Source organism: Brevibacterium permense (genome assembly GCF_025506275.1).
In the GTDB taxonomy this organism is placed as follows: Bacteria; Actinomycetota; Actinomycetes; order Actinomycetales; family Brevibacteriaceae; genus Brevibacterium; species Brevibacterium permense_A.
On record NZ_QYCP01000086.1, the window covers coordinates 109,205 to 130,419 of the forward strand.

The following is a 21,215-nucleotide window of genomic DNA, read 5'->3' on the forward strand; positions in this document are numbered from 1 at the left end:
CCCCGTGAGGGGCTATGGTGGTGCCATGGCTCGGTTCAGCTTCCTCGAGTGGCCGGTACTCCGGCAGCTGCGCACGTCGGATAAGACGGGACGCGGCGAATCCGTCGTGTCCCAGCAGACTCGGGACACCACTCCACGCACGGTCACGGCCGACAAGGTCGTCCAATCCGTGTGCCCGTACTGCGCCGTCGGCTGTGGGCAGAAGATCTTCGTCAAGGACGACAAGGTCGTGCAGATCGAAGGCGACCCGGACTCACCGATCTCACGCGGCCGCCTGTGCCCGAAGGGCGCAGCCAGCGAACAGCTCGTCAACGCTCCCGGCCGTGTCACCGACGTCCTCTACCGGGCTCCGAAGGCCAGGGACTGGACGAAGATCGACCTGCCGACCGCGATCGACATGATCGCCGACCGATTCATCGAAGCCCGCCGCAACCACTGGGAGGACTTCGACGACAAAGGCCACCCGCTGCGGCGGACGATGGGCATCGCCAGCCTCGGCGGGGCGACCATCGACAACGAGGAGAACTACCTCGCCAAGAAGCTCTACACCGCGGCCGGGGCGGTACAGATCGAGAACCAGGCGCGTATTTGACACTCCGCCACCGTTCCCAGTTTGGGAACTTCGTTCGGGCGCGGCGGCGCCACTCAACCCGTCCAGGATATGGCGAATGCGGACTGCATCATCATCCAGGGTTCCAATATGGCCGAGTGCCACCCGGTGGGCTTCCAGTGGGTGAGCGAGGCCAAGGCCCGGGGTGCCCGCATCATCCACGTCGATCCTCGTTTCACGCGCACCACCGCGATCGCCGATAAGCACGTGCCCATTCGGGCCGGCTCCGACATTGTGCTGCTCGGTGCGCTCATCAACCGTGTGCTCACCGAGGGCCGCTACTTCGACGAGTACGTGCGCGCCTACACCAACGCCGCGAATCTCATCAGCGACGACTATGTCGACACCGAGGATCTCGACGGACTGTTCTCCGGGTTCGACCCGGACACGAACTCCTACGAGAACTCGACGTGGTCGTACCAGACGGATGAGCACGGTGCACCGCTGAAGGACCCGAGCCTGAAGGACCCGAAGTCGGTCTTCCAGATTCTGCGACACCACTACTCGCGCTACACGCCTGAGATGGTCGAGGAGAACTGCGGAATAAAACCCGCAGACTTCGACTACCTCTACGAATCGGTGACCGAGAACTCGGGCCGGGAACGGACCACGTGCTTCGCCTACGCGGTCGGGTGGACCCAGCACAGCCTCGGCGCGCAATTCATCCGCACCGCCTCGATCCTCCAGCTCCTGCTCGGCAACATGGGTCGACCGGGCGGCGGAATCATGGCGCTGCGCGGACACGCGACGATCCAGGGATCGACCGATATCCCGACCCTGTTCAACCTGCTGCCCGGCTACCTGCCGATGCCCAGCGCAGGAGTCCACGACACCTTCGACGACTACGTCGCGGCCGTCGGCACCCCACAGACCCACAAGGGCTACTGGGCCAACGGCCGTGCCTACGCCACCAGCCTGCTCAAGGCCTGGTGGGGTGATGCGGCGACGGCAGACAATGACTTCGCCTTTGACTATCTGCCGCGCATCAACGGCGCCCACGGCACCTACCAGACCGCGGTGCGCATGCTCAACGACGGAGTCGACGGGTACTTCCTGCTCGGGCAGAACCCGGCAGTGGGCTCGGCCAACGGGCGCATGCAGCGCATGGCGATGAGTCACCTGAAATGGATGGTCGTGCGTGACTTCAGCCTCATCGAATCCGCCACCTGGTGGAAGGACGGCCCCGAGATCGAGACCGGGGAGCTGAGGACCGAGGACATCGACACCGAGATGTTCTTCCTGCCCGCAGCCAACCACACGGAGAAGGCCGGCACCTTCACACAGACCCAGCGTCTCGTGCAGTGGCGCCATAAGGCCGTCAACCCGCCCGGGGACGCACAGAGCGAGCTCGACTTCTTCTACGAACTCGGCCAAGCCGTGCGCGAGAAGCTGAGGGACTCCGACGACCCCCGCGATCGGCCGCTGCTCGACATGACCTGGGACTACCCGGTCGACGAGGAGGGCGAAGTCGACGCCGAGGCGGTCGTCAAGGAGATCAACGGCTACTTCATCGGCGGCGACCGCGACGGCGAGCCCTTGGACAGCTTCAACCAGATGACCGACGACGGGACCACCGCCGGAGGCTGCTGGATCTACGCCGGCGTCTACGCCGGAGGCCAGAACATGGCCGCCCGCCGCAAACCGCGGGATGAGCAGGACGAGACCGCCGCCGAATGGGCGTGGGCATGGCCGGCGAACCGCCGGATCCTGTACAACCGTGCCTCGGCCGCACCCGACGGAACTCCATGGTCGGAGCGGAAGAAGTTCGTGTGGTGGGACGACGAGGCCGGGAAGTGGACCGGCAAGGACGTGCCCGACTTCCCGATCGACCGCGCACCCGCCGCCCGATCGGATGCCGCCTACGGCGGTCCCGCGAATCTCGACGGTGACGATCCGTTCATCATGCAGGCCGACGGCAAGGGGTGGCTGTTCGCACCCAGCGGCATGATCGACGGGCCGATTCCCACCCACTACGAACCGCAGGAATCGACGGTTGCGAACCCGCTGTACTCCCAGCAGAACAGCCCGACCCGGATGGTCATGCGCCGTGAGGACAACCTTTCCGCCCCCGGTGCCGGGGTGCCCGGATCCGAGGTCTTCCCCTATGTGTTCACGACCTACCGACTCACCGAGCACCACACCGCCGGAGGCATGTCCCGGTGGCTGCCGTACCTCTCGGAGCTGCAGCCGGAGATGTTCTGCGAGATCTCACCCGAACTCGCCGCCGAGGTGGGGCTCGAACCCTACGGGTGGGCGACCTTGGTGTCCCCGCGGGCGGCGATCGAGGCCCGCGTTCTCGTGACGAAGCGGATGACCCCGCTGACGATCGGTGGGAAGACGGTCCACCAGATCGGTCTGCCCTACCACTGGGGAGTGGGCGGTCAGGGTGCCGTCGTCGAAGGCGATTCCGCCAACGACCTGCTCGGCGTGACGATGGACCCCAACGTCTACATCCAGAACAGCAAATACGTGGCCGGAACGATCATGCCCGGCCGTCGTCCCCGCGGACCCGAACTCGTCGATTTCGTCGAGAAGTACCAACGCGAGGCCGGCCTCAGCCCCGAATCCGGCAACCAGCAGGTCACGGTGTCAGCCGAGGATGTCGCGGCCTCCCACGACGCCGGGCAGGGCCGCAATGCTGGTGGGCACGCCCACCGAGGCGGCGACTCGGCCGTCGGCGTCACCCCCGGCAGGACCCTGGACGGGGGACGCGATGGAGCCTCCGACGGGGACGGCACGACCGCCTCGGCGACGGTCGACAGTGCCGATGATCGCAGCGGTAGGATCACCATCGAACCCACCGAGGCGGCCGAACCCGCCGAGACTGCGGTGTCGAACCGCGCCGACGACGGGGACCCCAGCGACGGCGACCCCGACCACGGACGGCATGCCGACGGCAGTGCGATCGCCGAAACCGAGGTGGCCGAAGCGGAAGCTCGCGCCCGCGCGGCTCGGGATCGGCAGGAGAACGAGGAGGAGGACGACTGATGTCGACACCGACGATCGATGACGGCACGTTGGCGGACGGACACTGGCACGATTCCGCGCACAGCCGCAAGGGATTCTTCACCGACACCTCGATCTGCATCGGCTGCAAGGCCTGCGAAGTCGCGTGCAAGGAGTGGAACCGCAACCCGCAGGACGGCACCTTCGAACTGCTCGGTTCCTCGTATGACAACACGGGCAGCCTCGGCGCGAACACCTGGCGGCACGTCGCTTTCATCGAACAGGATTCCGAACGGATCGAGAAGGCTCGGGAATCCGGGCGCAAACTCGTCAATCTCGGCATGCCCACGATCCGCCCGCGCAACGATGAGTCTGCCGCCGCCCAGCCGCTCGACGGGGCCTTGGGTGCGGCGGCGGAGGGCCGGACCTCCGCCGGGCTGCCGACGACCCCCGAGCTCAACGTCGACCTGCTGGCACCGGGTGCCCTGGAGCCGACCGACCTGTCGAACGTCGATACGACGCCCCCGGACACCGCGGACTTCCGCTGGCTGATGTCCTCCGACGTGTGCAAACACTGCACGCACGCCGGCTGTCTCGACGTGTGCCCGACCGGTGCACTCTTCCGCACCGAATTCGACACCGTCGTCGTCCAGAACGACGTCTGCAACGGCTGCGGAACCTGCGTGGCCGGCTGTCCCTTCGGCGTCATCGAACGCCGAGACGACGGCACGATCAACACCCCGACCGATCGGGATGATCGCAAGGCCGCGGACATGGACGTGCCGAACGCGGGCACCGCGAACAAGTGCACCCTCTGCTACGACCGCCTCGTCGAGGGTCAGGAACCAGCCTGCGCGCAGACCTGCCCGACACAGTCGATCAAGTTCGGCGACCGTCAGGACATGGTCGACCAGGCGCATGACCGTGTGGCCGAACTCCACGCGAAGGGACTGACCGAGGCTCGCCTGTACGGGGCGAACCCGAACGACGGGGTCGGCGGCACCGGATCTGTGTTCCTGCTCCTCGACGAACCCGAGGTCTACGGCCTGCCGCCGGACCCGCGGGTCGCGACGAAGGACCTGCCGAAGATGTACGCCAACGCCGGGATCGCGGCACTGGGCATGGTTGCTGCGGCCGGACTCGCGTTCATCGGGAGCCGCCGTTCATGAGCACCTCAGAATACGATTCCTACCGCCCGCCCGAGCCGGAAGGCGGACGCAGAAAACGTCGCCGAGGCGGCCGTGGAGGTCCCAGCGGACCTGACGGTCCCGGTGGTCGACGTGGCGGTCGCGGCCGTGGCGGCGGGTGGAAGAACCGCGGAGCCGACGGCAACCGTGAGATGCCGATGGTCGAGGATGTCGAGTTCACGTCCTACTACGGCCGCCCGATCGTCAAGGCTCCACCATGGGGTGACGAGATCGGGACGTACCTGTTCCTCGGCGGTCTGGCCGGGGGTTCGTCTCTGCTGGGCTTCGGCGCGCAGCTGACCGATCGGCCCGGCCTGCGCATCGCCTCCCGGATGACTGCGCTCGCCGCGACCGGAATCGGCGGTGCCGCCCTCGTTGCCGACCTCGGCAGGCCCGAACGATTCCTCAATATGATGCGCGTGGTCAAGGTGTCGTCGCCGATGAGCTTGGGGACCTGGATCCTCTCGGGTTTCGGTGTCGGATCGGGAGTGACCTTCGCGATAGAACTTGACCGGATCACCGGTGAGAAGCTGTTGCCTCTGGGTCCGTTGCGCAAGGTGCTCCATGCTTTGGAGACGCCTGCGGCCGTCGAATCCGCCTTCTTCGCCACCCCGTTGGCCGTATATACAGCGGTGCTTCTCGGGGCGACGGCCGTTCCGACCTGGAACGCCGCCGGCCGCAATGGTCTGCCGTACGTGTTCGTGTCCTCGGCTTCGATGGCCGCTGGAGGTGCCGCGATGGCATTGGCACCGGTGGCCGAGACCGGACCTGCTCGACTGCTCGCGCTCACCGGCACTGCCGGAGAGGCTTATGCGATGTCTGCGATGAGGAAGCGCATGCATCCGGCCGAGGTCGATCCGATGGACGACGGCGAACCGGGCAACAAGCTGCATCGGGCCGAAAAACTGCTGATCGCCGGAGCCATCGGTGCCGCCGCCGTCGAGGTAGGTGCCAGGGTGTTCGCGAAGAAGCTGGCACGTAGCGGAGCCGGTGGTGTGACTGGTGCGATTGCAGAGGCTGTGGGCGGGGCTGGCGAATCAGCCGGTGTCGGCAAACGGAGTTGGAAGACGCGCGCCGTTCTGCGTGGGCTGTCCGTCGTCTCCGGTGCGGCACTTGCGGCCGCCTCGGCGTACACGCGTTTCGGTGTGTTGGAAGCCGGCATTGAATCGACGAAGGACCCGCGCCACGTCGTCGAACCGCAGCGCGCTCGCCTCGAAGAGCGTCGAGCTCGCGGCATCACCGACGACTCCATCACCACCGGCCGGTAGGCGAGAGGAGGGTATCCTTCGCCGCTAGCGCCAAAACACCTCGATGGACCAGGGTGTTTTGACACCGCAGTTGAGTGGTACCCAACTGATTGGCAAACAAGCTTGCAAATTGAAGCGCTTCGGGCAGCGTGAGAGATCGATGATGAAACTGCTCAGGGATCGTAAGAGCATCAAAGCCGGCATTGTCGTGGCTCTGCTCTTCCCACTGGTCTACTTCGGCATGCATCTGCTCGGCTGGGGCAACGAGCTATACAACTGGTGGCAGACGCTGCTGGTCGGCCTCTTCACCGGTGCCGTCTTCTGGTTCTTCATGTCCAGCTTTCGTCAGTTCCGCGACGAGGACGTCACTCCGCGCTGAGCAGGTATCGGAGCGCTGCCAAGTCGAAACACCCTCGAACGACGAAATGACGCGTGAGTAAGGTTCATTTCACCTAGTCAGCCATCTACGACTGAAGCACTGTTCTCCCACACAGTTTCACCGTCAACAATCGTGGCACGCACCTGCGCCTCAAGGAGTCGGTCTTCATCATCGGAGAAGGGATCGACGTCGAGAACGACGAGGTTGGCGCGACCGCCTGGGGCGATTCGGCCGATGCCATCGGTGAAACCGCCTGCCAATGCCGAGGCGAGCGTGAGAGCGCCCAATGCCTGACTTGGAGTGAATGCTCGCTCAGGATGATAGCTCGCCATCCCGGGTTCAAGGGCCGAGCGGGTAGTCAAGGCGATGAAGAGGTTGTGCGACATCTGATGCGGTGCAGTCGGTGCATCCGTGCCCAGAGCAATACGGACTCCGGCCTGACGGAACTTCTGCCAGGGGAATCCGGTCTCGGCGCGCTCGCCTCCGAGCACCGTCATCCAATTGCCCATGATCGCCGGATCGCAGTGCACCGGCTGCATCGATGCAACGACGCCGAGGCTGGCCATGCGTGCGATCGTCTGATCGGTCACCGACTCGAGGTGTTCGATCCGCGGAGTCCGGATTCGGGGTCCATTGACGCGTACGCATTCGGCCACAAGGTCGAGCGCGATCTCACTTGCGTGGTCACCGATGGCGTGCATGGCAAGCTCAAGCCCATGGGCATCGGCAGCGACAGCGACCGGGGCCGCCGACTCGAACGACCAGATCGGCCCGGTGTGAGTGCCGTTGACATAGGGGTCGCGCATGGCAGCAGTGCACGCATCGATGACGCCATCGAGGATGAATTTCACGCCGACGATGCGGAACCATTCGGAACCGGCGAGGTCGGCGAACTGGTCGCGAACCTCGGCGGCTCGTGCGACAGCAGCGAGATCGCGGGCCGGATCGCCGGAGGGCCGCAGCAGCCAATGGGCAGTGACGGGAAACGGCAGTCGTCCGTCTCTCTCGAGCCGACGGCAGAAGGCCGCGGCCTCTGCTTCGCCCACCGCCATGTCGGTCGCCGATGTGACTCCGTTCTCCAGGTAGACGCGGAAGGCGCTGTCGAGGAACCGATCTCGATCTTCGTCTGTCGTGACGGACTCAAGATAGGACCATGCGTGCTCGATCGCCGCGTTCTCGAGCAGGAACCCGGTCGCCTTACCCTGCCCATCACGGACGATCTCGCCGCCGTGTGGGTTCGGTGTCGCCTCCGTGATGCCCATGGCCTCAAGCGCTGCTGTATTCACCCAAGCGGAATGAACATCATTGGAGTCGAGGAGCACGGGGACATCGCTGACCACCTCGTCGATCATGGCAGCCGTGGGCCTGTCGCCGGGGATGGCGTCGAACATCCAACCCGAGCCCAGCACGCACGGGGCTTCGGGCTGCTCCTGCCGCCTGAGCGCCAAGCGCTCTTGGATTTCCTCGAGACTCGTGCAGTCCCGCAGCTGAACCTTGTCGAGTGTCTGGCCGAGCATCATCATGTGCGTGTGTCCCTCGACGAATCCGGGAGCGAGGAGGCTGCCTTCGAGGTCGATCCGCTGCGCGGAGTCTCCCGCGATATCGAGGACCGCTGAGGTGTCTCCGACGGCGAGAATACGGCCGGCGTCGATCGCCACTGCCTTGCCGATCGGTGCGTGTTCGTCTCCGGTAAAGACAGCGGCATTCTCATAGACGGTGGTCATGGTGTCCTTTCGTGGGTTTCTGCGGCTTCGTCGAGGCTGTTGAGCGTCTTCTCTACGCGGGTTGATACGCGTGCGATGAGCATCGTCGGAATGATGAGGACGAAGCTGACGAGACCCATGATCAGTCCGAAGTTCGGAATTCCGACACCGTCGATGATCCAGGCTCCGATGATCGGGGCGAAGCTCGAACCGACGATATAGGCCCCGATCAGCGGTCCTGACCAACTTCCTCGCGCATCGAGACCGGCGGCAGTGGCAATGAAGAGCGTGAAGGCGAAGGCGTAGATGGTGTTCACCGCAATGATGAGAGTGGCGAGCATTGCAGGGTCCGACTCCACGCCGATCCAGATCTTGATCGCCCCTCCGAGTGCGAGTGCGATGCCCAAGGGCAGGGCGCGTCCGATTCTGCTGCCGAGCAGGGTCACAATGAGCATTGCTCCGGCGCCGATGCCAGCTGCCGCGCTGAGCGCGAAGCCGAGGGTCTGATCGGACATGCCGACCGCACCTCCGAGGGTTGGTGCTAATGTCCACACCGAATCCTCGCTGGTTCCCCACAGGGGGAAGACGATGAGGACGCCGATTCCTGCGAGGAGGACCGTACGCGGGGTCCGCGGTCGACTCGATGAAGGGATCGCCTCGGTTGTGGTTTCGGCGAGCACCTCGGTCGTCGATGTTTCGGGTGTCTTCGGCAGCCATACGGTCACGGCGAGGCTGATCAGCGACAGCAGGGCCAGGGATCCGAAGACGGTGTTCTGGGCCAGACCGAGCACGGGAATGACGGCGAGGACGACCATGACGAGGAGTCGGTTGACGACTCCGGACGAGGCGCTGACCCGGTTGGGGTTCCGCAACGCGGCAATCGCTGCGCCCGAGGTCGACACCGCGGTGCCGAGCCCCGCCGAGCCGAGGAGGAAGCTGATGACGATGAGCGCATTGGGTCCGGGGACCAGTGCGGCGACGAGGAAGGCGATCGTCGCAATGCCGAGTCCTCCGCCCGCTATGGTGCGCCGCCTGATTCCGGCCGCGGCACGGGAGGTCACCAACCCGATGATCGCCGAGGTGAAGAGCCCCCAGGTGAGGATGTTGCCTGCGGCGACGACGTCGAATCCGATCTGCTCGAAGACCGACATGATCAGCGGGGCGAGGTTGGCAAGCATGAGTCCGGCGAGAGAGACGAGGAAGACCGCAGTTCCATTCCGCAGCCCGAGGGGGACCCGAGGATCGTCCGGTGTCGGTGGTGCGGAAGTGGAGGTGGAACTCATAGGTCGGCCCCTTTGCCAGTGCGAGTTTCGCGTATTAAACGAAAAGTTTTCGGTTATATAGAATGGTGCCCGTACACCGAGACCTTGTCAATGCGTAGTCGCGCAGCGATACGTCCAGATTTCGGGATCCTTGGGCGCCTGGGCGTCCGGATGGCCCTGAGGAAGTGAGCGCTTCATGGCACGACCTAGTTCCCCGCTGCTGAGCCGGGAGAAGATCGGACGCGCGGCAATCAGGATGATCGATGACGGCGGCGAGCTCAAGATCCAGCCGCTGGCCAAGGAGCTGGGAGTCAGTTTGTCCTCGATCTATCACCATGTCGACGGACGGGAGGGGATCATCCATGCGATGCGCGAGGTTCTCAGCGCCGAATACACCTTGAGCATCCCTGAGCAGGGATCTTGGAAAGACGATCTGAAGGCGAGGATGGATTCGCTGTGGCGGCTCTATTCGGATCATCCGCGGGTGATGATCCACCTGCTGGGGGTCACGGTCGAGGAGCCCGGGACTTTGACTCTCTATGAGTCTCTCATCGACGTGCTGGCTGGTGCGGGTGTGCCGGAGAGCGAGCTTCTCACGACGGTCGAGGTGCTTGATGCATTCGCCTTCGGAGCCGCGCTCGACGCGCTGTCGCCGCAGGTAGTCTTCTCTCCTGCGTCAGAGGACTCTCGGCTCACCAGTCTGATTGAGAATCACCCTGCGGGCACCGAGCGGAATCACCGGCTCTACCGACGTGGTCTCGACTTCATCATCGCCGGTATCGAGGCTGGGATCCCCCAGCCCTAGCCCATCACCGCACGTGCACGCCCGAGCCGGCGACAATCTCGCCGATGACCGGGTAACCAGGCAGTTCACCGACGACGAGCAGTCCGCCGGAGGTCTGAGCATCCGCCAGAAGCAGCAGGTCGTCCTCGGTCACCGAATCGTCCGCGGTGAGATGAGGCCGAACCCAGTCGAGATTTCGCCTGGTCCCGCCTGACACATACCCGGCCGCGATCGACTCATCGACTCCGCCGAGGCGGGGCACCGCGGCCGCGTCGATGACCGCTCCGACTCCTGAGGCGCGGGCCATCTTGAACAGGTGCCCGAGCAGGCCGAAACCGGTGACGTCGGTGGCCGCTCGCACTGCTGCAGCCACGGCCGCCCGTGAGGCTTCGTCGTTGAGTGCGGTCATCGTGGCGATGGCCTCGTCGAAACGATCACCCGTGACTTTGTGCCGATTGTTGAGGATCCCCACGCCGATCGGCTTGGTCAATGTCAGGGGCAGGCCAGCCTCGGCGGAATCATTGCGCATGAGTTCATCCGGGCGGGCCACACCGGTCACGGCCATCCCGTACTTCGGTTCGGGATCGTCGATCGAATGCCCGCCGGCGACTGGACAGTTCGCCTGCGCTGCAATGTCGAGCCCGCCGCGCAGGACCTCGGTGAGCAGCTCCATCGGCAGCTTCTCGCGCGGCCACCCGACGAGGTTGATCGCCGTGACCGGGGTCCCGCCCATCGCGTAGATGTCCGAGAGCGCATTGGCCGCCGCGATCCGTCCCCAGTCGTAGGCGTCATCGACGACCGGGGTGAAGAAATCCGCGGTCGAGAGCACCGCAAGGTCGTCACGGACTCGCACCGCCGAGGCATCATCGCCGTCATCGAGGCCGACAAGGACATCCGGACCGGGCTGACCGACCAGCCCGCGCACCGCATCCTCGAGCTCGCCCGGCGGGATCTTGCAGGCGCATCCTCCACCGTGGGCGAACGAGGTCAGACGGTCCTGAATCGCAGTCATACCCGGAGACTAACACTCGCGTGGTGGGTCGTCACCAGGTCCGACGAGTGTCCACATCTCGACGGATGGCCCTCTTCAACGGGCGCTGAGAGCACCTGTCGTCCCGCGATAGGATGACTGGTGGAGGCGTCCGTGTCCTGGTGGGCGCCCTGGTCTTCAAAACCAGTGAGACCGAGTATCTCGGTCTGGCGGGTTCGATTCCCGTCCGCCTCCGCCAAGCGTCCCGCGGTCCCGCCGACCGGGTGTCACCGCCGTGATTCTGCACCGAGGAGGAGGTCAGATGGTCGAGCCCGACCCGCGTCGATCCATTCCGCGAACGGATCATCTCCTCGCCCTTCCGGAGGTCATCGCCGCAGGCGAGCACGTCAATCAGGCAACCATCAAGGCCATCATCTCCGAAGTGCAGACCGCAGCCCGAAACGGCGAGGTCCCCGTCGCCGAGGTGGTCCCCACCATCACCTCCAAGCTCGGTTCCCGTTCGGCCTCCTCTCTGATTCCGGTGCTCAACGCCACCGGCATCCTCGTCCACACGAACCTCGGGCGGGCGCCGCTCTCAGCTGCGGCGACACAGGCAGTCGTCGAGGCGGCCGGTTACGTCGACGTCGAAATGGACCTCGGCACCGGCAAACGCAGCAAGCGGGGGACCGGAGCGAAAGCCGCCCTGCTGCGGGCCTGCCCGACCGCCGAGGATGCCCTCGTCGTCAACAACGGTGCCGCCGCCCTGCTGCTGGCTGTCACTGCGCTGCGCGGTCGCGGTGCAGGTTCCGGCGAGATCATCATCAGCCGCGGCGAACTCATCGAAATCGGCGCCGGGTTCCGTCTCACCGACCTCATGACGACGACCGGCTCACGGCTGCGCGAGGTCGGCACGACGAACCGCACCCACCTGACCGACTACGCGGAAGCGATCGGCCCGAACACATCGAGCCTGCTCAAGGTGCATACGAGCAACTTCCGCGTCGAAGGATTCACCTCCTCCGTCGACGTGGCGGATCTGCGCACACTCGCGGACGAGCACGGCCTCCCGCTCATGGTCGACCTCGGCTCCGGACTCTTCACCCCCGACCCGGCCCTGCCCGACGAACCGGACATCGACACAGCGCTGCGCGCCGGCGCCGACCTCGTCATCGTCTCCGGAGACAAGCTCTTGGGCGGCCCGCAGGCCGGACTCATCCTCGGCCGCACCGAAGCGGTGCAGACACTGGCCAAGCACCCTTTGGCCAGAGCGCTGCGCACGGACAAACTCACCCTCGCCGCCCTCGAAGCCACGATCACCGACGCGACGAACCCGATCCACGACGCCCTCCACATCGACGCAGATCACCTGCGGAAACGCACCGAAACCCTCGCCGAGGCGGTCGGCGCCACGGTCGTCGAACATGACGGCCGAGTCGGCGGCGGGGGAGCTCCCGGAGTGCCCCTGCCCGGCTGGGCCGTCGAACTGCCTGAAGACTGCGCCGAACCGCTGCGCCTCGCGGACCCCTCGATCGTCGCCCGCGTCCACCAGGGACGATGCCTCATCGACCTGCGCTGCGTGCCCGAAACCGACGACCAGCGCGTCGCCGATGCCATCGACAGAGTGACATCCGTCCGCGTCGGTGACGATGACTGAAACGCCCCGGACCGCCGATGCGGCCGCACCCGGCACCTTCGTCATCGCCACCGCCGGGCATGTCGACCACGGGAAGTCGACGCTGGTGGGTGCCCTGACCGGGATGGAACCCGACCGTTGGGCCGAAGAGAAGAAACGCGGACTGACGATCGACCTCGGGTTCGCTTGGACGACCCTGCCCTCGGGGCGGGAGCTCGCCTTCGTCGACGTTCCGGGGCACGAGAAGTTCCTTGCGAACATGCTCGCCGGACTCGGTCCCGCACCCATCGCCTGCTTCGTCATCGCCGCCGACAAGGGGTGGCAGGCCCAATCGAGTGACCACCGCGACGCGATCAATGCGCTGGGCATCACTCACGGCCTCGTCGTCGTCACCCGCGCCGACCTCGCCCCTGACTCCGTTGAAACCACAAAGGCGCAGGTCAGCGCCCAACTGCGTGGTACGACACTCGAAGCGGCCCCGATCGTCACGGTCTCGGCCACGACCGGGGAGGGCCTGCCCGAACTCATCAGCGTCCTCGACGAGGTCACGGCCACAGCCGAGGCCCCGTCCGCCTCGGGGAGGGTGCGTCTGTGGATCGACCGCGCGTTCACCATCAAGGGAGCCGGCACTGTTGTGACCGGAACCCTCACCGCAGGCACCCTGACCACCGGCGATACCGTCGAACTGCGCGGGGATACCATCGACCGGACCGTGGGCGTGCGCGGCCTCCAGTCCCGGAACTCCACCACCACCGAGGTGGTCCCGCAGGCCCGCGTGGCCGTCAACCTCCGCGACGTCCCCGCCGACGATCTCCACCGCGGCGACGCCCTGCTCACCCCAGAGGCCTGGCCGATCGTCGACACGATCGACGTGCGCCGCACCATGGGTGAGGCCCTCGATTCCGGAATCCACGAACTCATGGCCCATATCGGCACCGCCGCCGTGCCCGCAAGACTGCGATCCTTCGCCGCCGATCATGCCCGACTCACCCTCGACCGACCGCTTCCCCTGCAGGTCAGCGACCGGATCGTGCTGCGCGCACCGGGCAGCCGCAACGTCTTCGCCGGCCTCCTCGTCCTCGACGTCGACCCGCCCGAACTGACCCGGCGAGGCGACGGCGCCAGACGCGCACAACTGCTCGCCGAGCGTCCCAGCGAAGGCGATCTCCTCGCCGAGGTGGCCCGCCGCGGGGCCGTCGAACGCTCCGTCCTCACCCGGTTCGGCCTGCAGATCCCCGTCGACGACTCCCTGCCGGCCGAGGTCGAAGACATGGGCGGCTGGCTCGTCCACTCGCCGGCGCTGACCACCTGGGTCGAGGCGGCGAAATCCCTGGTCAGCCACGAACTCACCGCCTCACCGATGGCGGCAGGAGTGCCGGTCAAGGCCGTTGCCGAGGCACTGCGCCGGACCTCGGGAACTGGTCGCAGACGGCCCGGAGAGCCCAAAGACGATGCCTCGCCGAACGGGAAGACTCCGTCGACCCACCCCCTTCCCGAAAGCACGGGCACAGCGACTCGGACACTGCTGGGCGAGATCATCTCCCGAGCCGGGCTCGAAGCCGTCGACGGAATCGTCCGCCCTCCAGGGCATATCGCCGGCCTCGGCGAGGCAGAAGCCGGTATCGCCGAGATCGAACATCGACTCGCAGCCGACCCGTTCGCCGCACCGGAAGCCGATGACCTGCGCGAACTCGGCCTCGGAGTGCGGGAGCTCGCGGTCGCCGAGAAGGCGGGACGGATCCTGCGCCTCGGCGACGGCATCATCGTGTCCCCGCGCACCCCGGCGCAGGCGATGCGGATCCTCGCCGGTCTCGACCAACCCTTCACCACGAGCCAGGCGAGGCAAGCGCTGGGGACGACCCGACGCGTCGTCATCCCTCTGCTCGAACACCTCGATGGCCGGGGATGGACGCGCCGACTCGACACCACACACCGCGAAGTCGTGCGCTGAGCACGGCCGCGGCGCCAACGGACGAGCCGCCTCGCCGGCGGATCGATGACGGATCGATGCCCGCGGAAGCTGAGTGACCGCTTCGGCGAATCTTCGTGATCTGTACTACGATCAAGTCGAAATGATCGTTCGCGCCGATTCGGGCGCCTCCGTCGATGGTATGGGTGATAACTGACTGCGGTGATGGGGCCGCAGCGACGCCATTCATCGCCTCACGTTCCCCATACCCGGGTGCGCAGCACTGTCAGCAACACCGACCGCACCCCGAAATCCTCACCATTGACCGTCTCCGGTCGCGCAATCGCGATTCCGACCCGAGACTGCGAAGGAGCAATCATGTCGAACTATCGTGTTGAGAATCCCGCCACCGGCGAAATCGTCGAGACCTTCCCCGAGGCAACGAATGCCGAGATCGAAGCCACCGTCACTGCCGCCCACGCCACCTACCTGACTTGGAAAGACACGGACATTCAGAAGCGGGCGTCGATTGTGCGCAGGGCTGCGGAGATCTTCCATGAACGCAAGGACGAACTCGCCAGGACGATCTCGGTGGAGATGGGCAAGTCGTATGCCGAGTCCGTTGACGAGGTCGAGTTCGCCGCCGACATCATCGACTACTACGGCGTCCACGGTCCCAGTCTGGCCACGGATTATCAGATCCCGTCGACCATCCCCGGCACCGCTCGGATCGAATCCCTGCCGGTCGGTGCTCTGCTGGGTGTGATGCCGTGGAACTTCCCCTACTACCAGGTCGCCCGGTTCGCGGCCCCGAATCTGGTGCTGGGCAATACGATCATGCTCAAGCATGCCGATATCTGTGGGCGGTCGGCGTTGTTGATCGAGGAGATCTTCCGTGCCGCCGGTGTCCCCGCAGGCGGGTACTCCCACCTGTTTGCCACTCATGATCAGATCGCCTCGATCATTGCCGACCCCCGGGTTCAGGGAGTCTCTCTGACCGGGTCGGAGCGGGCGGGTGCGATCATCGGTGCCCAGGCGGGTCAGAATCTGAAGAAGGCGGTGTTGGAACTTGGTGGGATCGATCCGATGGTTGTTCTCGACGCCGACGATGTGGCCGCGGTGGCGCGTGAGGCGTGGGAGTTTCGGACGTATAACGCCGGGCAGGTGTGCAACTCGAACAAGCGGCTGATCGTCATGGATGACATCTATGACGACTTCGTTGCGGAACTCGTGAAACTCGGCACCGGACTCACTCCGGGGGATCCGATGAATCTGGGTGAGGGTGAGTATGTGCCTCTATCGAGCCGTGCTGCTGCGAAGACCGTTGACGCGCAGGTGAGGAAAGCCGTTGCTGAAGGTGCTCGGGTGCTGATCGGTGGTGAGCTGGGTGAGGGTCCGGCGGCGTATTATGCACCGACGGTGCTCGTTGATGTGCCTCGGGGCTCGGAGTCGTATGGTGAGGAGATCTTCGGCCCGGTGGCCACTGTGTTCAAGGTCTCCAGTGACGAGGAGGCTCTCGAGTTGGCCAATGATTGTGCCCTCGGTTTGGGTGGGTCGGTGTTCTCTGACGATGAGGGGCGTGCTGATCGTGTGGCGTCTCGTCTTGAGGTGGGGATGACGCATGTGAACACGATTGCTGCGGAGGCTGCTGAGTTGCCGTTCGGTGGAGTGAAGCGGTCTGGTTTCGGTCGTGAGATGGGGCCGATCGGGATGGGTGAGTTCGTCAACAAGCGCCTCCACTTCATCGCGAAATAGGGCGTCCGCAGCTGTCAGGAAAAGGAGGGCTTGTCCACACTGGTCACTGTGGTAAGCAGGAATGCGCAGTCTTCCAGGGCAAGCACCGAGTGACGCTCATGGGTGAGGGTCCACAGTTCGCCGGCTCCGAACTCCCCCTGCACCTCCTCACCGAGTTCGACCCGAATGCTTCCGGCCAGCACCTGGATGCTCGCCGCAGGAGGCGAGTTGTGAGCGGGAAGTCGAACACCATCTGCCAGGGCGATCACTGTCTGGCGCAGTTCGCCGTCGTGGGCAACGAGTTCGGCGCTGCGCCCATTCTCACTTCTGCGCGCAAGTCCCATGTGGGTTTCGGTCAGTTCATTCAGGTCAGCCACGTCAGTCCTCAGGGTTGTCGAAGTGTGACCCACGATACTCGAGAGCTGCTGCGAGGACATCGGCCATCGCCGAGGCGGTCAGCGCTCGCCGTTCGTGACGTGAGGGCGAGGACGGGATCCGCTCTCCGCGGACCTTGGCCAGGGCTACCTCGGTGATAGGAGAATGGTGGGGAAATGATTCGAGCATGTGGAGTCCAGCACGCTCCTTGCCGATGATATTCCCGGTCATGAGAGTGTGGTGCATACGTGCGGGGCCGAGCACACACCACTCGACCTGTCCGTTCGAGAGTCCTCCCTGGACCGGGAGAACCGAGGTGGACGACCGAGACCCGGCGCGCAGCTGATCGGCCAAGGTCGCCCAGTACGTGCGCAGATTCGAACGGACCCAGCGTCGCAGCGAGTCCGGCTCCGGGTCGAGGCCCCATCTGTCGATGGGCCGACCTCGAATAGTGATGCCGCCGTCTTCGAGTTCCTTCCATACGACGGGATTGACGTCGAAGCCGGCCCCGGCCTCGAAGATCTCGCCGACATGCGAAGCGATCGGCGAAATCGCGCCTACGGGTCGACTGACCTCGGACTCTCTGATGAACACGGTGTTGCAGCATGCGCTCAAGCCCTTGCCGCAGAGTGCGCGCAGGGCCAGACGCGGAATCTGCGAGAGATGGAGCAGGCGCAGGCGGCGGATGAGATCAGGCTGCGTCGCCCACTCGTCTGCGATGACGGCGACGAGGTCGATGTCACTGCGGCCCGGGCGGTAGCAGCGGAGGGCGAGTGAGCCCCCGACGGCGCAGGCGATCATGCCTCCGGGCAGCAGGCGATCGGCGGCCCGCAGATACGATCGGGTGGCTCGGGCTGCGTCCGAGGGGAGGGTCGGCGGCATGGAACCAGCATACGGTGGGGCGGCGATTCGGGCGTGCGAGCGCCTGAAATTTCCCTGGCATAGGCCTGCAAACGACCCGACGAGCGGATCGAGACCCCGGTCACGAGCGGGTGAGAGCGCCGCTGGTGGCCGCAGGGCGCTCAACGAACTCAGATCGCATGCACACGGATCCGTGACGATTCGTTGCGGCGAGAGTAAGCCACCTCGAAGTCTCTCTGCATTGAACGGAGCCGGTCGGTCCGTCAGTGTTGTGTGGGGCGATTCCACGGCACCTTCTGCACTGGTGTTTCTGTGCCGACCACAGAGCAAATGCCGCAGAACTCGACACAGAGGCCGCGCACCAGGAGTCGCCGACCGGGTCGAGGACCCGATCAAGAGAAAGTGAGAACAGATGAAACGTGCGCGCACACTTGCGCTGACTGCACTGTCCGCCGCCGTCCTCGCAGGGGGAGTCTCCCTGGCAACGGCGACCTCGGCCTCGGCCGGCCCGATCTCCGGAGGCGTCAGCCAGGAGGGTGAAGGAGCCCCGGCAAACGCCGGCTCGACCGGAGGGATCGACGATCCCGATGAGCTGAGCGAGGAGCAGATCGACAATGCGCGCACGATCATCGGCGTCGGCAAGGGCGCGGACCTGTCGAAGCAGGCCCAGAAGATCGCAGTGATGACCGCGCTGCAGGAGTCGAGTCTCAACGACCTCGACGGCGGCGACCGCGACTCCGCCGGTGCCTTCCAGCAGCGTCCCTCGATGAACTGGGGATCGGTCGACGAAGTCACAGACACCGTCTACGCATCCAAGGCCTTCTACGGGGTCGACTCCGGAACTGCGAACCCCGGACTGACCCAGATCGACAACTGGGAGAGCATCGATCCCGGTGACGCCGCACAGGAAGTGCAGCGCTCGGCCTATCCCGACGCCTATGACAAGTGGGAGCCGCTGGCAGAGAAGCTCGTCGACGACAACCAGGACGCGAAGTCCATCGACTGACCCGACCTCCTAGCCGAGCCGCCGCCCTCAGGTCAGTGCGCCTGCGGCAAGCCGGCGAACCACCTCGGTGAGGTGATGGAGGCCCGAGACGAGATCCTCGTCCTTCGTGAACTCCTGCAGGCTGTGGGAGACCCCGTCGACGCTGGGAACGAAGAGCATGACGGTGGGCACCTCGTCCTTCATATTCGTCGAATCGTGCCCGGCCACGGTCATGACCTTCGCCGAGGTGAGTCCCAAGTCCTCGGCCACAGTGCGTGCCAGCTCGACCCCGTCCTCGGAGTACGGGTTCTGGTCCCAGCTGTGCTCGGCGACGATCTCGATCTCGACGCGGTCGTCCTCGCTGACCTGGGAGATCGTGCCCATGAGCTTCTCATGGGCGGCGGAGATCACCTCGGCGCTGGGAGAGCGCAGGTCGAGCAGCAGGCTGACTTCGCTGGCGACGACGACCGGCGAATTCGGATAGACGGTGAGCTGCCCGCACGCGGTGTGCAGGGAACCGGGCTCGAAGTCGTCGACGAGCTCACGCGCGGCCACAACGAGCCGCGCCGCACCGAGCAGGGCATCCTGCCGGTCCGACATGAGCGTCGATCCGCTGTGCGCCTGTGCGCCGGTCACCTTGAACTCGTACTTGTGCGCCGCCCAGGTGGCATTGACCAGCCCGATCGTCACCCCTTCCTCTTCCATGCTGCGGCCCTGCTGAACGTGGATCTCCGCATAGGAGGCGATCTCGGGCGCGGTGAAGTCACCGCGCTCACCGATCGCGTCGAGCGCCTCGACGACGGTGGTCCCCGCAGCATCACGGGTGGTCAGAGCCGCTGCGAGTTCGGCCTTGCCGGTGAAGACATTGGAACCCATCATCGAGGGCTTGAACCGGGACCCCTCTTCGTTGAACCAATTGACCACGGCGAGGTTGAACTTCGCCTGCGACGGGTCCGCCCGCAGCTCATCGGCGACGGCGAAGCACGCATGTGCCGAGGACATCACTCCGTAGGCCCCATCGAACCGGCCGGCGGTCGGCTGGGAATCCATGTGCGAACCCGTGAGCACGTAGGGGGCACCAGGCACGAGCTCGAGGAGCCCGAACTGATTGCCGATCGCGTCCCGGTGGACGCTGAAACCGTGCTTGATGAGCAGCTCTTCGAACCATTTCCGCTGCTGTCCATCGGCGGCGCTCGCCGCCTGCCGGTCCACCCCGTTCGTGCCCTCAACCGCACCGAAACGTGAATGCACGGCCCAATCGGCGAGGAACTCGGCCTCGCGATCAGCGCTGATCAGAGAGGGTGAAACGGTCATAGCGGGTCCTTTCGAGAAGTGTCGCGGGCGGGTGGTTCGCGACTGCTGGGTGGAGGGGTGCGGCGCCGGCGGTGCCGATATCAGGTCGGTGGTGCAGGGCGGGCACCCAGGATGGATCAGGCGGTTTCGTCGGCGGCCGGCGGCATCGTCGCCGGGTCGATGAGCACATGGATGAGCGCGGGCCCGTCGTGGGCAAGCGCTTTGTCGAGCGCCGGCCCGAATTCCTCGGTCGTTTCGACGCGGTCCCCGTGGCCGGTCAGCTCGGATGCGGAGGCCCCGTCGCCGTTCATGGACGCTTTGCTCGCCGAGGCGGCCCCGGAGCTGCTGAGATCGAATGCCGACATCCACGCCGCGAAGTTCGGGTTGACCATGCGCGTGCCCGAGGGACGTCCCGGATAGTGATTCTCCTGGTGAGACACGATCGTGCCGTACACCCCGTTGTCGACGACGATGATGAGCGGTGATCCGCCGTGGGCGAAGGCCGTGGCGATCTCCTGGCCGTTCATGAGGAAATCACCATCGCCGCAGACCGCGACCGCACGCCGCTCCGGGTACGCCAGAGAAGCGGCCACCGCGGCGGGAACGGCGAGACCCATCGCCCCGTTGCGGGCTCCGACGAGGCTGGACGGGCGCTCATGCCGGATGAACCGGTGCCCCCAGATCGTCGCATTGCCCGCCCCGTAGGTGAGGATCGCATCTCCGCCGAGGCGGTCATCGAGAATCCCGAACGCCACCCCGAGATCGACCCCGGCACGGCCCGGATTCTCCGGTGCCGCCTCGGCGTCGGGGCGGTGAGCGGCGAACCGGGACTGCGCGTCCGCGCGTCCCTGCATCCACTCATCCGTCCGGTCACCGCGCAGCTGGCTCGCATTCCGAGCATCAGCGGCATCGGTCCTGGTCAGGGCACGAGTGAAGGAGTCCGGGGAGGCGATGATGTGCTCATCGATGCGCCCTGCGTGCTGGGTGGCCTCCATATCGAGGGAGACGAGAACGGTCTCGGCGTCGAAGCCGATCGTGTAGCCGTCGCTGGCGACGTCGGAGCGGGTGCAGCCGACGAAGACGACGAGGTCCGCCTCGGCGAAACCGGCCGCCACAGCATCGGCGCGACCGTAGCCGAGCCAACCCGCCCACGCCGGCGAGGAATGCGGAATCGCATCATAAGCGCGCCAATCGCAGAAGATCGGCACCCCCGCCGAGGTGGCCAGCCCGGCCAGCTCGGCTCCGCAGCCGTTGTGCCACCCATCCCCGCCGAGCACGAATGCGGGACGCTGGGCCGCAGCGATCCGCGAAGCCAAGCCATCGATGACGGCGGGGGC

The 21,215-nt window shown here is 65.7% G+C and carries 15 protein-coding genes, 1 tRNA gene and 1 pseudogene; 10 read left to right on the plus strand and 7 right to left on the minus strand.

Annotation, left to right across the window (positions count from 1 at the left end; all coding sequences use genetic code 11):
- Nucleotides 1-25 precede the first annotated feature (25 nt).
- From fdnG to D3I60_RS09460, 4 genes and pseudogenes are all read left to right on the plus strand, one after another.
- A pseudogene (gene fdnG / locus D3I60_RS09445) lies at nt 26-3,211 on the plus strand (formate dehydrogenase-N subunit alpha); the annotation flags it as partial.
- A gap of 386 nt (nt 3,212-3,597) precedes the next feature.
- Nucleotides 3,598-4,725 carry a 4Fe-4S dicluster domain-containing protein gene (locus D3I60_RS09450; RefSeq protein WP_262775889.1) on the plus strand — a complete coding sequence of 376 codons (1,128 nt, stop codon included), beginning with the start codon at nt 3,598-3,600 and terminating at the stop codon, nt 4,723-4,725.
- Complete coding sequence (nrfD, locus tag D3I60_RS09455; protein ID WP_262775891.1) at nt 4,722-6,011, plus strand: NrfD/PsrC family molybdoenzyme membrane anchor subunit; 1,290 nt, start codon at nt 4,722-4,724, stop codon at nt 6,009-6,011. Before D3I60_RS09450 ends, nrfD begins: the two co-directional genes overlap by 4 nt.
- 43 nt (nt 6,012-6,054) lie before the next feature.
- Complete coding sequence (locus D3I60_RS09460) at nt 6,055-6,369, plus strand: hypothetical protein (RefSeq protein WP_262775892.1); 315 nt, start codon at nt 6,055-6,057, stop codon at nt 6,367-6,369.
- A gap of 77 nt (nt 6,370-6,446) precedes the next feature.
- On the opposite strand, the gene D3I60_RS09465 is transcribed toward D3I60_RS09460, so the two are convergent.
- On the minus strand, nt 6,447-8,093 hold the full coding sequence (locus D3I60_RS09465) for an amidohydrolase (protein ID WP_262775893.1): 1,647 nt from the start codon (nt 8,091-8,093) through the stop codon (nt 6,447-6,449).
- Entirely contained in the window at nt 8,090-9,355 is a 1,266-nt protein-coding gene (locus D3I60_RS09470) for an MFS transporter (RefSeq protein WP_262775894.1), read from the minus strand. Before D3I60_RS09470 ends, D3I60_RS09465 begins: the two co-directional genes overlap by 4 nt.
- A 175-nt stretch (nt 9,356-9,530) precedes the next feature.
- Between D3I60_RS09470 and D3I60_RS09475 the strand changes: the two genes are divergently transcribed.
- Entirely contained in the window at nt 9,531-10,139 is a 609-nt protein-coding gene (locus D3I60_RS09475) for a TetR/AcrR family transcriptional regulator (RefSeq protein WP_262775895.1), read from the plus strand.
- A gap of 4 nt (nt 10,140-10,143) precedes the next feature.
- On the opposite strand, the gene selD is transcribed toward D3I60_RS09475, so the two are convergent.
- The gene (gene selD, locus D3I60_RS09480; RefSeq protein ID WP_262775896.1) at nt 10,144-11,130 is read right to left on the minus strand and encodes a selenide, water dikinase SelD; all 987 of its coding nucleotides are present in this window, start codon (nt 11,128-11,130) and stop codon (nt 10,144-10,146) included.
- A gap of 122 nt (nt 11,131-11,252) precedes the next feature.
- Between selD and D3I60_RS09485 the strand changes: the two genes are divergently transcribed.
- The 4 genes from D3I60_RS09485 (at nt 11,253) to D3I60_RS09500 (ending at nt 16,385) form a co-directional block, all read left to right on the plus strand.
- A tRNA-Sec gene (locus tag D3I60_RS09485) sits at nt 11,253-11,347 on the plus strand.
- 63 nt (nt 11,348-11,410) lie between these two features.
- Entirely contained in the window at nt 11,411-12,742 is a 1,332-nt protein-coding gene (selA, locus tag D3I60_RS09490; RefSeq protein ID WP_262775897.1) for an L-seryl-tRNA(Sec) selenium transferase, read from the plus strand.
- Nucleotides 12,735-14,672 carry a selenocysteine-specific translation elongation factor gene (gene selB, locus D3I60_RS09495; protein ID WP_262775898.1) on the plus strand — a complete coding sequence of 646 codons (1,938 nt, stop codon included), beginning with the start codon at nt 12,735-12,737 and terminating at the stop codon, nt 14,670-14,672. Before selA ends, selB begins: the two co-directional genes overlap by 8 nt.
- A gap of 336 nt (nt 14,673-15,008) precedes the next feature.
- Nucleotides 15,009-16,385, plus strand: a complete 1,377-nt coding sequence (locus tag D3I60_RS09500) for an NAD-dependent succinate-semialdehyde dehydrogenase (RefSeq protein ID WP_262775899.1) — start codon at nt 15,009-15,011, stop codon at nt 16,383-16,385.
- Between the two features lie 14 nt (nt 16,386-16,399).
- On the opposite strand, the gene D3I60_RS09505 is transcribed toward D3I60_RS09500, so the two are convergent.
- The gene (locus tag D3I60_RS09505) at nt 16,400-16,741 is read right to left on the minus strand and encodes a cupin (RefSeq protein ID WP_262775900.1); all 342 of its coding nucleotides are present in this window, start codon (nt 16,739-16,741) and stop codon (nt 16,400-16,402) included.
- A gap of 1 nt (nt 16,742) precedes the next feature.
- Nucleotides 16,743-17,621, minus strand: a complete 879-nt coding sequence (locus D3I60_RS09510) for a hypothetical protein (protein WP_262775901.1) — start codon at nt 17,619-17,621, stop codon at nt 16,743-16,745.
- 391 nt (nt 17,622-18,012) lie between these two features.
- Between D3I60_RS09510 and D3I60_RS09515 the strand changes: the two genes are divergently transcribed.
- Nucleotides 18,013-18,606 (plus strand): hypothetical protein, encoded by a 594-nt coding sequence (locus tag D3I60_RS09515; RefSeq protein WP_262775902.1) that lies wholly within the window; start codon nt 18,013-18,015, stop codon nt 18,604-18,606.
- A 27-nt stretch (nt 18,607-18,633) separates the two neighbouring features.
- On the opposite strand, the gene D3I60_RS09520 is transcribed toward D3I60_RS09515, so the two are convergent.
- Together D3I60_RS09520 and D3I60_RS09525 are read right to left on the minus strand one after the other, a co-directional pair.
- Nucleotides 18,634-19,899, minus strand: a complete 1,266-nt coding sequence (locus tag D3I60_RS09520) for a M20 family metallo-hydrolase (protein WP_262775904.1) — start codon at nt 19,897-19,899, stop codon at nt 18,634-18,636.
- A 116-nt stretch (nt 19,900-20,015) separates the two neighbouring features.
- The coding region (locus D3I60_RS09525) for a thiamine pyrophosphate-dependent enzyme (RefSeq protein WP_262775905.1) at nt 20,016-21,215 on the minus strand (1,200 nt) is incomplete at its 5' end.

Coding starts and splice junctions, on each gene's coding strand:
- D3I60_RS09465 (WP_262775893.1), bottom strand. CDS start 8,093: ATGACCACCGTCTATGAGAATGCCGCTGTCTTTACCGGAGACGAACAC.
- selD (WP_262775896.1), bottom strand. CDS start 11,130: ATGACTGCGATTCAGGACCGTCTGACCTCGTTCGCCCACGGTGGAGGA.
- D3I60_RS09460 (WP_262775892.1), top strand. CDS start 6,055: ATGGACCAGGGTGTTTTGACACCGCAGTTGAGTGGTACCCAACTGATT.
- D3I60_RS09510 (WP_262775901.1), bottom strand. CDS start 17,621: ATGCCGCCGACCCTCCCCTCGGACGCAGCCCGAGCCACCCGATCGTAT.
- D3I60_RS09500 (WP_262775899.1), top strand. CDS start 15,009: ATGTCGAACTATCGTGTTGAGAATCCCGCCACCGGCGAAATCGTCGAG.
- D3I60_RS09450 (WP_262775889.1), top strand. CDS start 3,598: ATGTCGACACCGACGATCGATGACGGCACGTTGGCGGACGGACACTGG.
- D3I60_RS09475 (WP_262775895.1), top strand. CDS start 9,531: ATGGCACGACCTAGTTCCCCGCTGCTGAGCCGGGAGAAGATCGGACGC.
- nrfD (WP_262775891.1), top strand. CDS start 4,722: ATGAGCACCTCAGAATACGATTCCTACCGCCCGCCCGAGCCGGAAGGC.
- selB (WP_262775898.1), top strand. CDS start 12,735: ATGACTGAAACGCCCCGGACCGCCGATGCGGCCGCACCCGGCACCTTC.
- D3I60_RS09470 (WP_262775894.1), bottom strand. CDS start 9,355: ATGAGTTCCACCTCCACTTCCGCACCACCGACACCGGACGATCCTCGG.
- selA (WP_262775897.1), top strand. CDS start 11,411: ATGGTCGAGCCCGACCCGCGTCGATCCATTCCGCGAACGGATCATCTC.
- D3I60_RS09520 (WP_262775904.1), bottom strand. CDS start 19,899: ATGACCGTTTCACCCTCTCTGATCAGCGCTGATCGCGAGGCCGAGTTC.
- D3I60_RS09515 (WP_262775902.1), top strand. CDS start 18,013: ATGAAACGTGCGCGCACACTTGCGCTGACTGCACTGTCCGCCGCCGTC.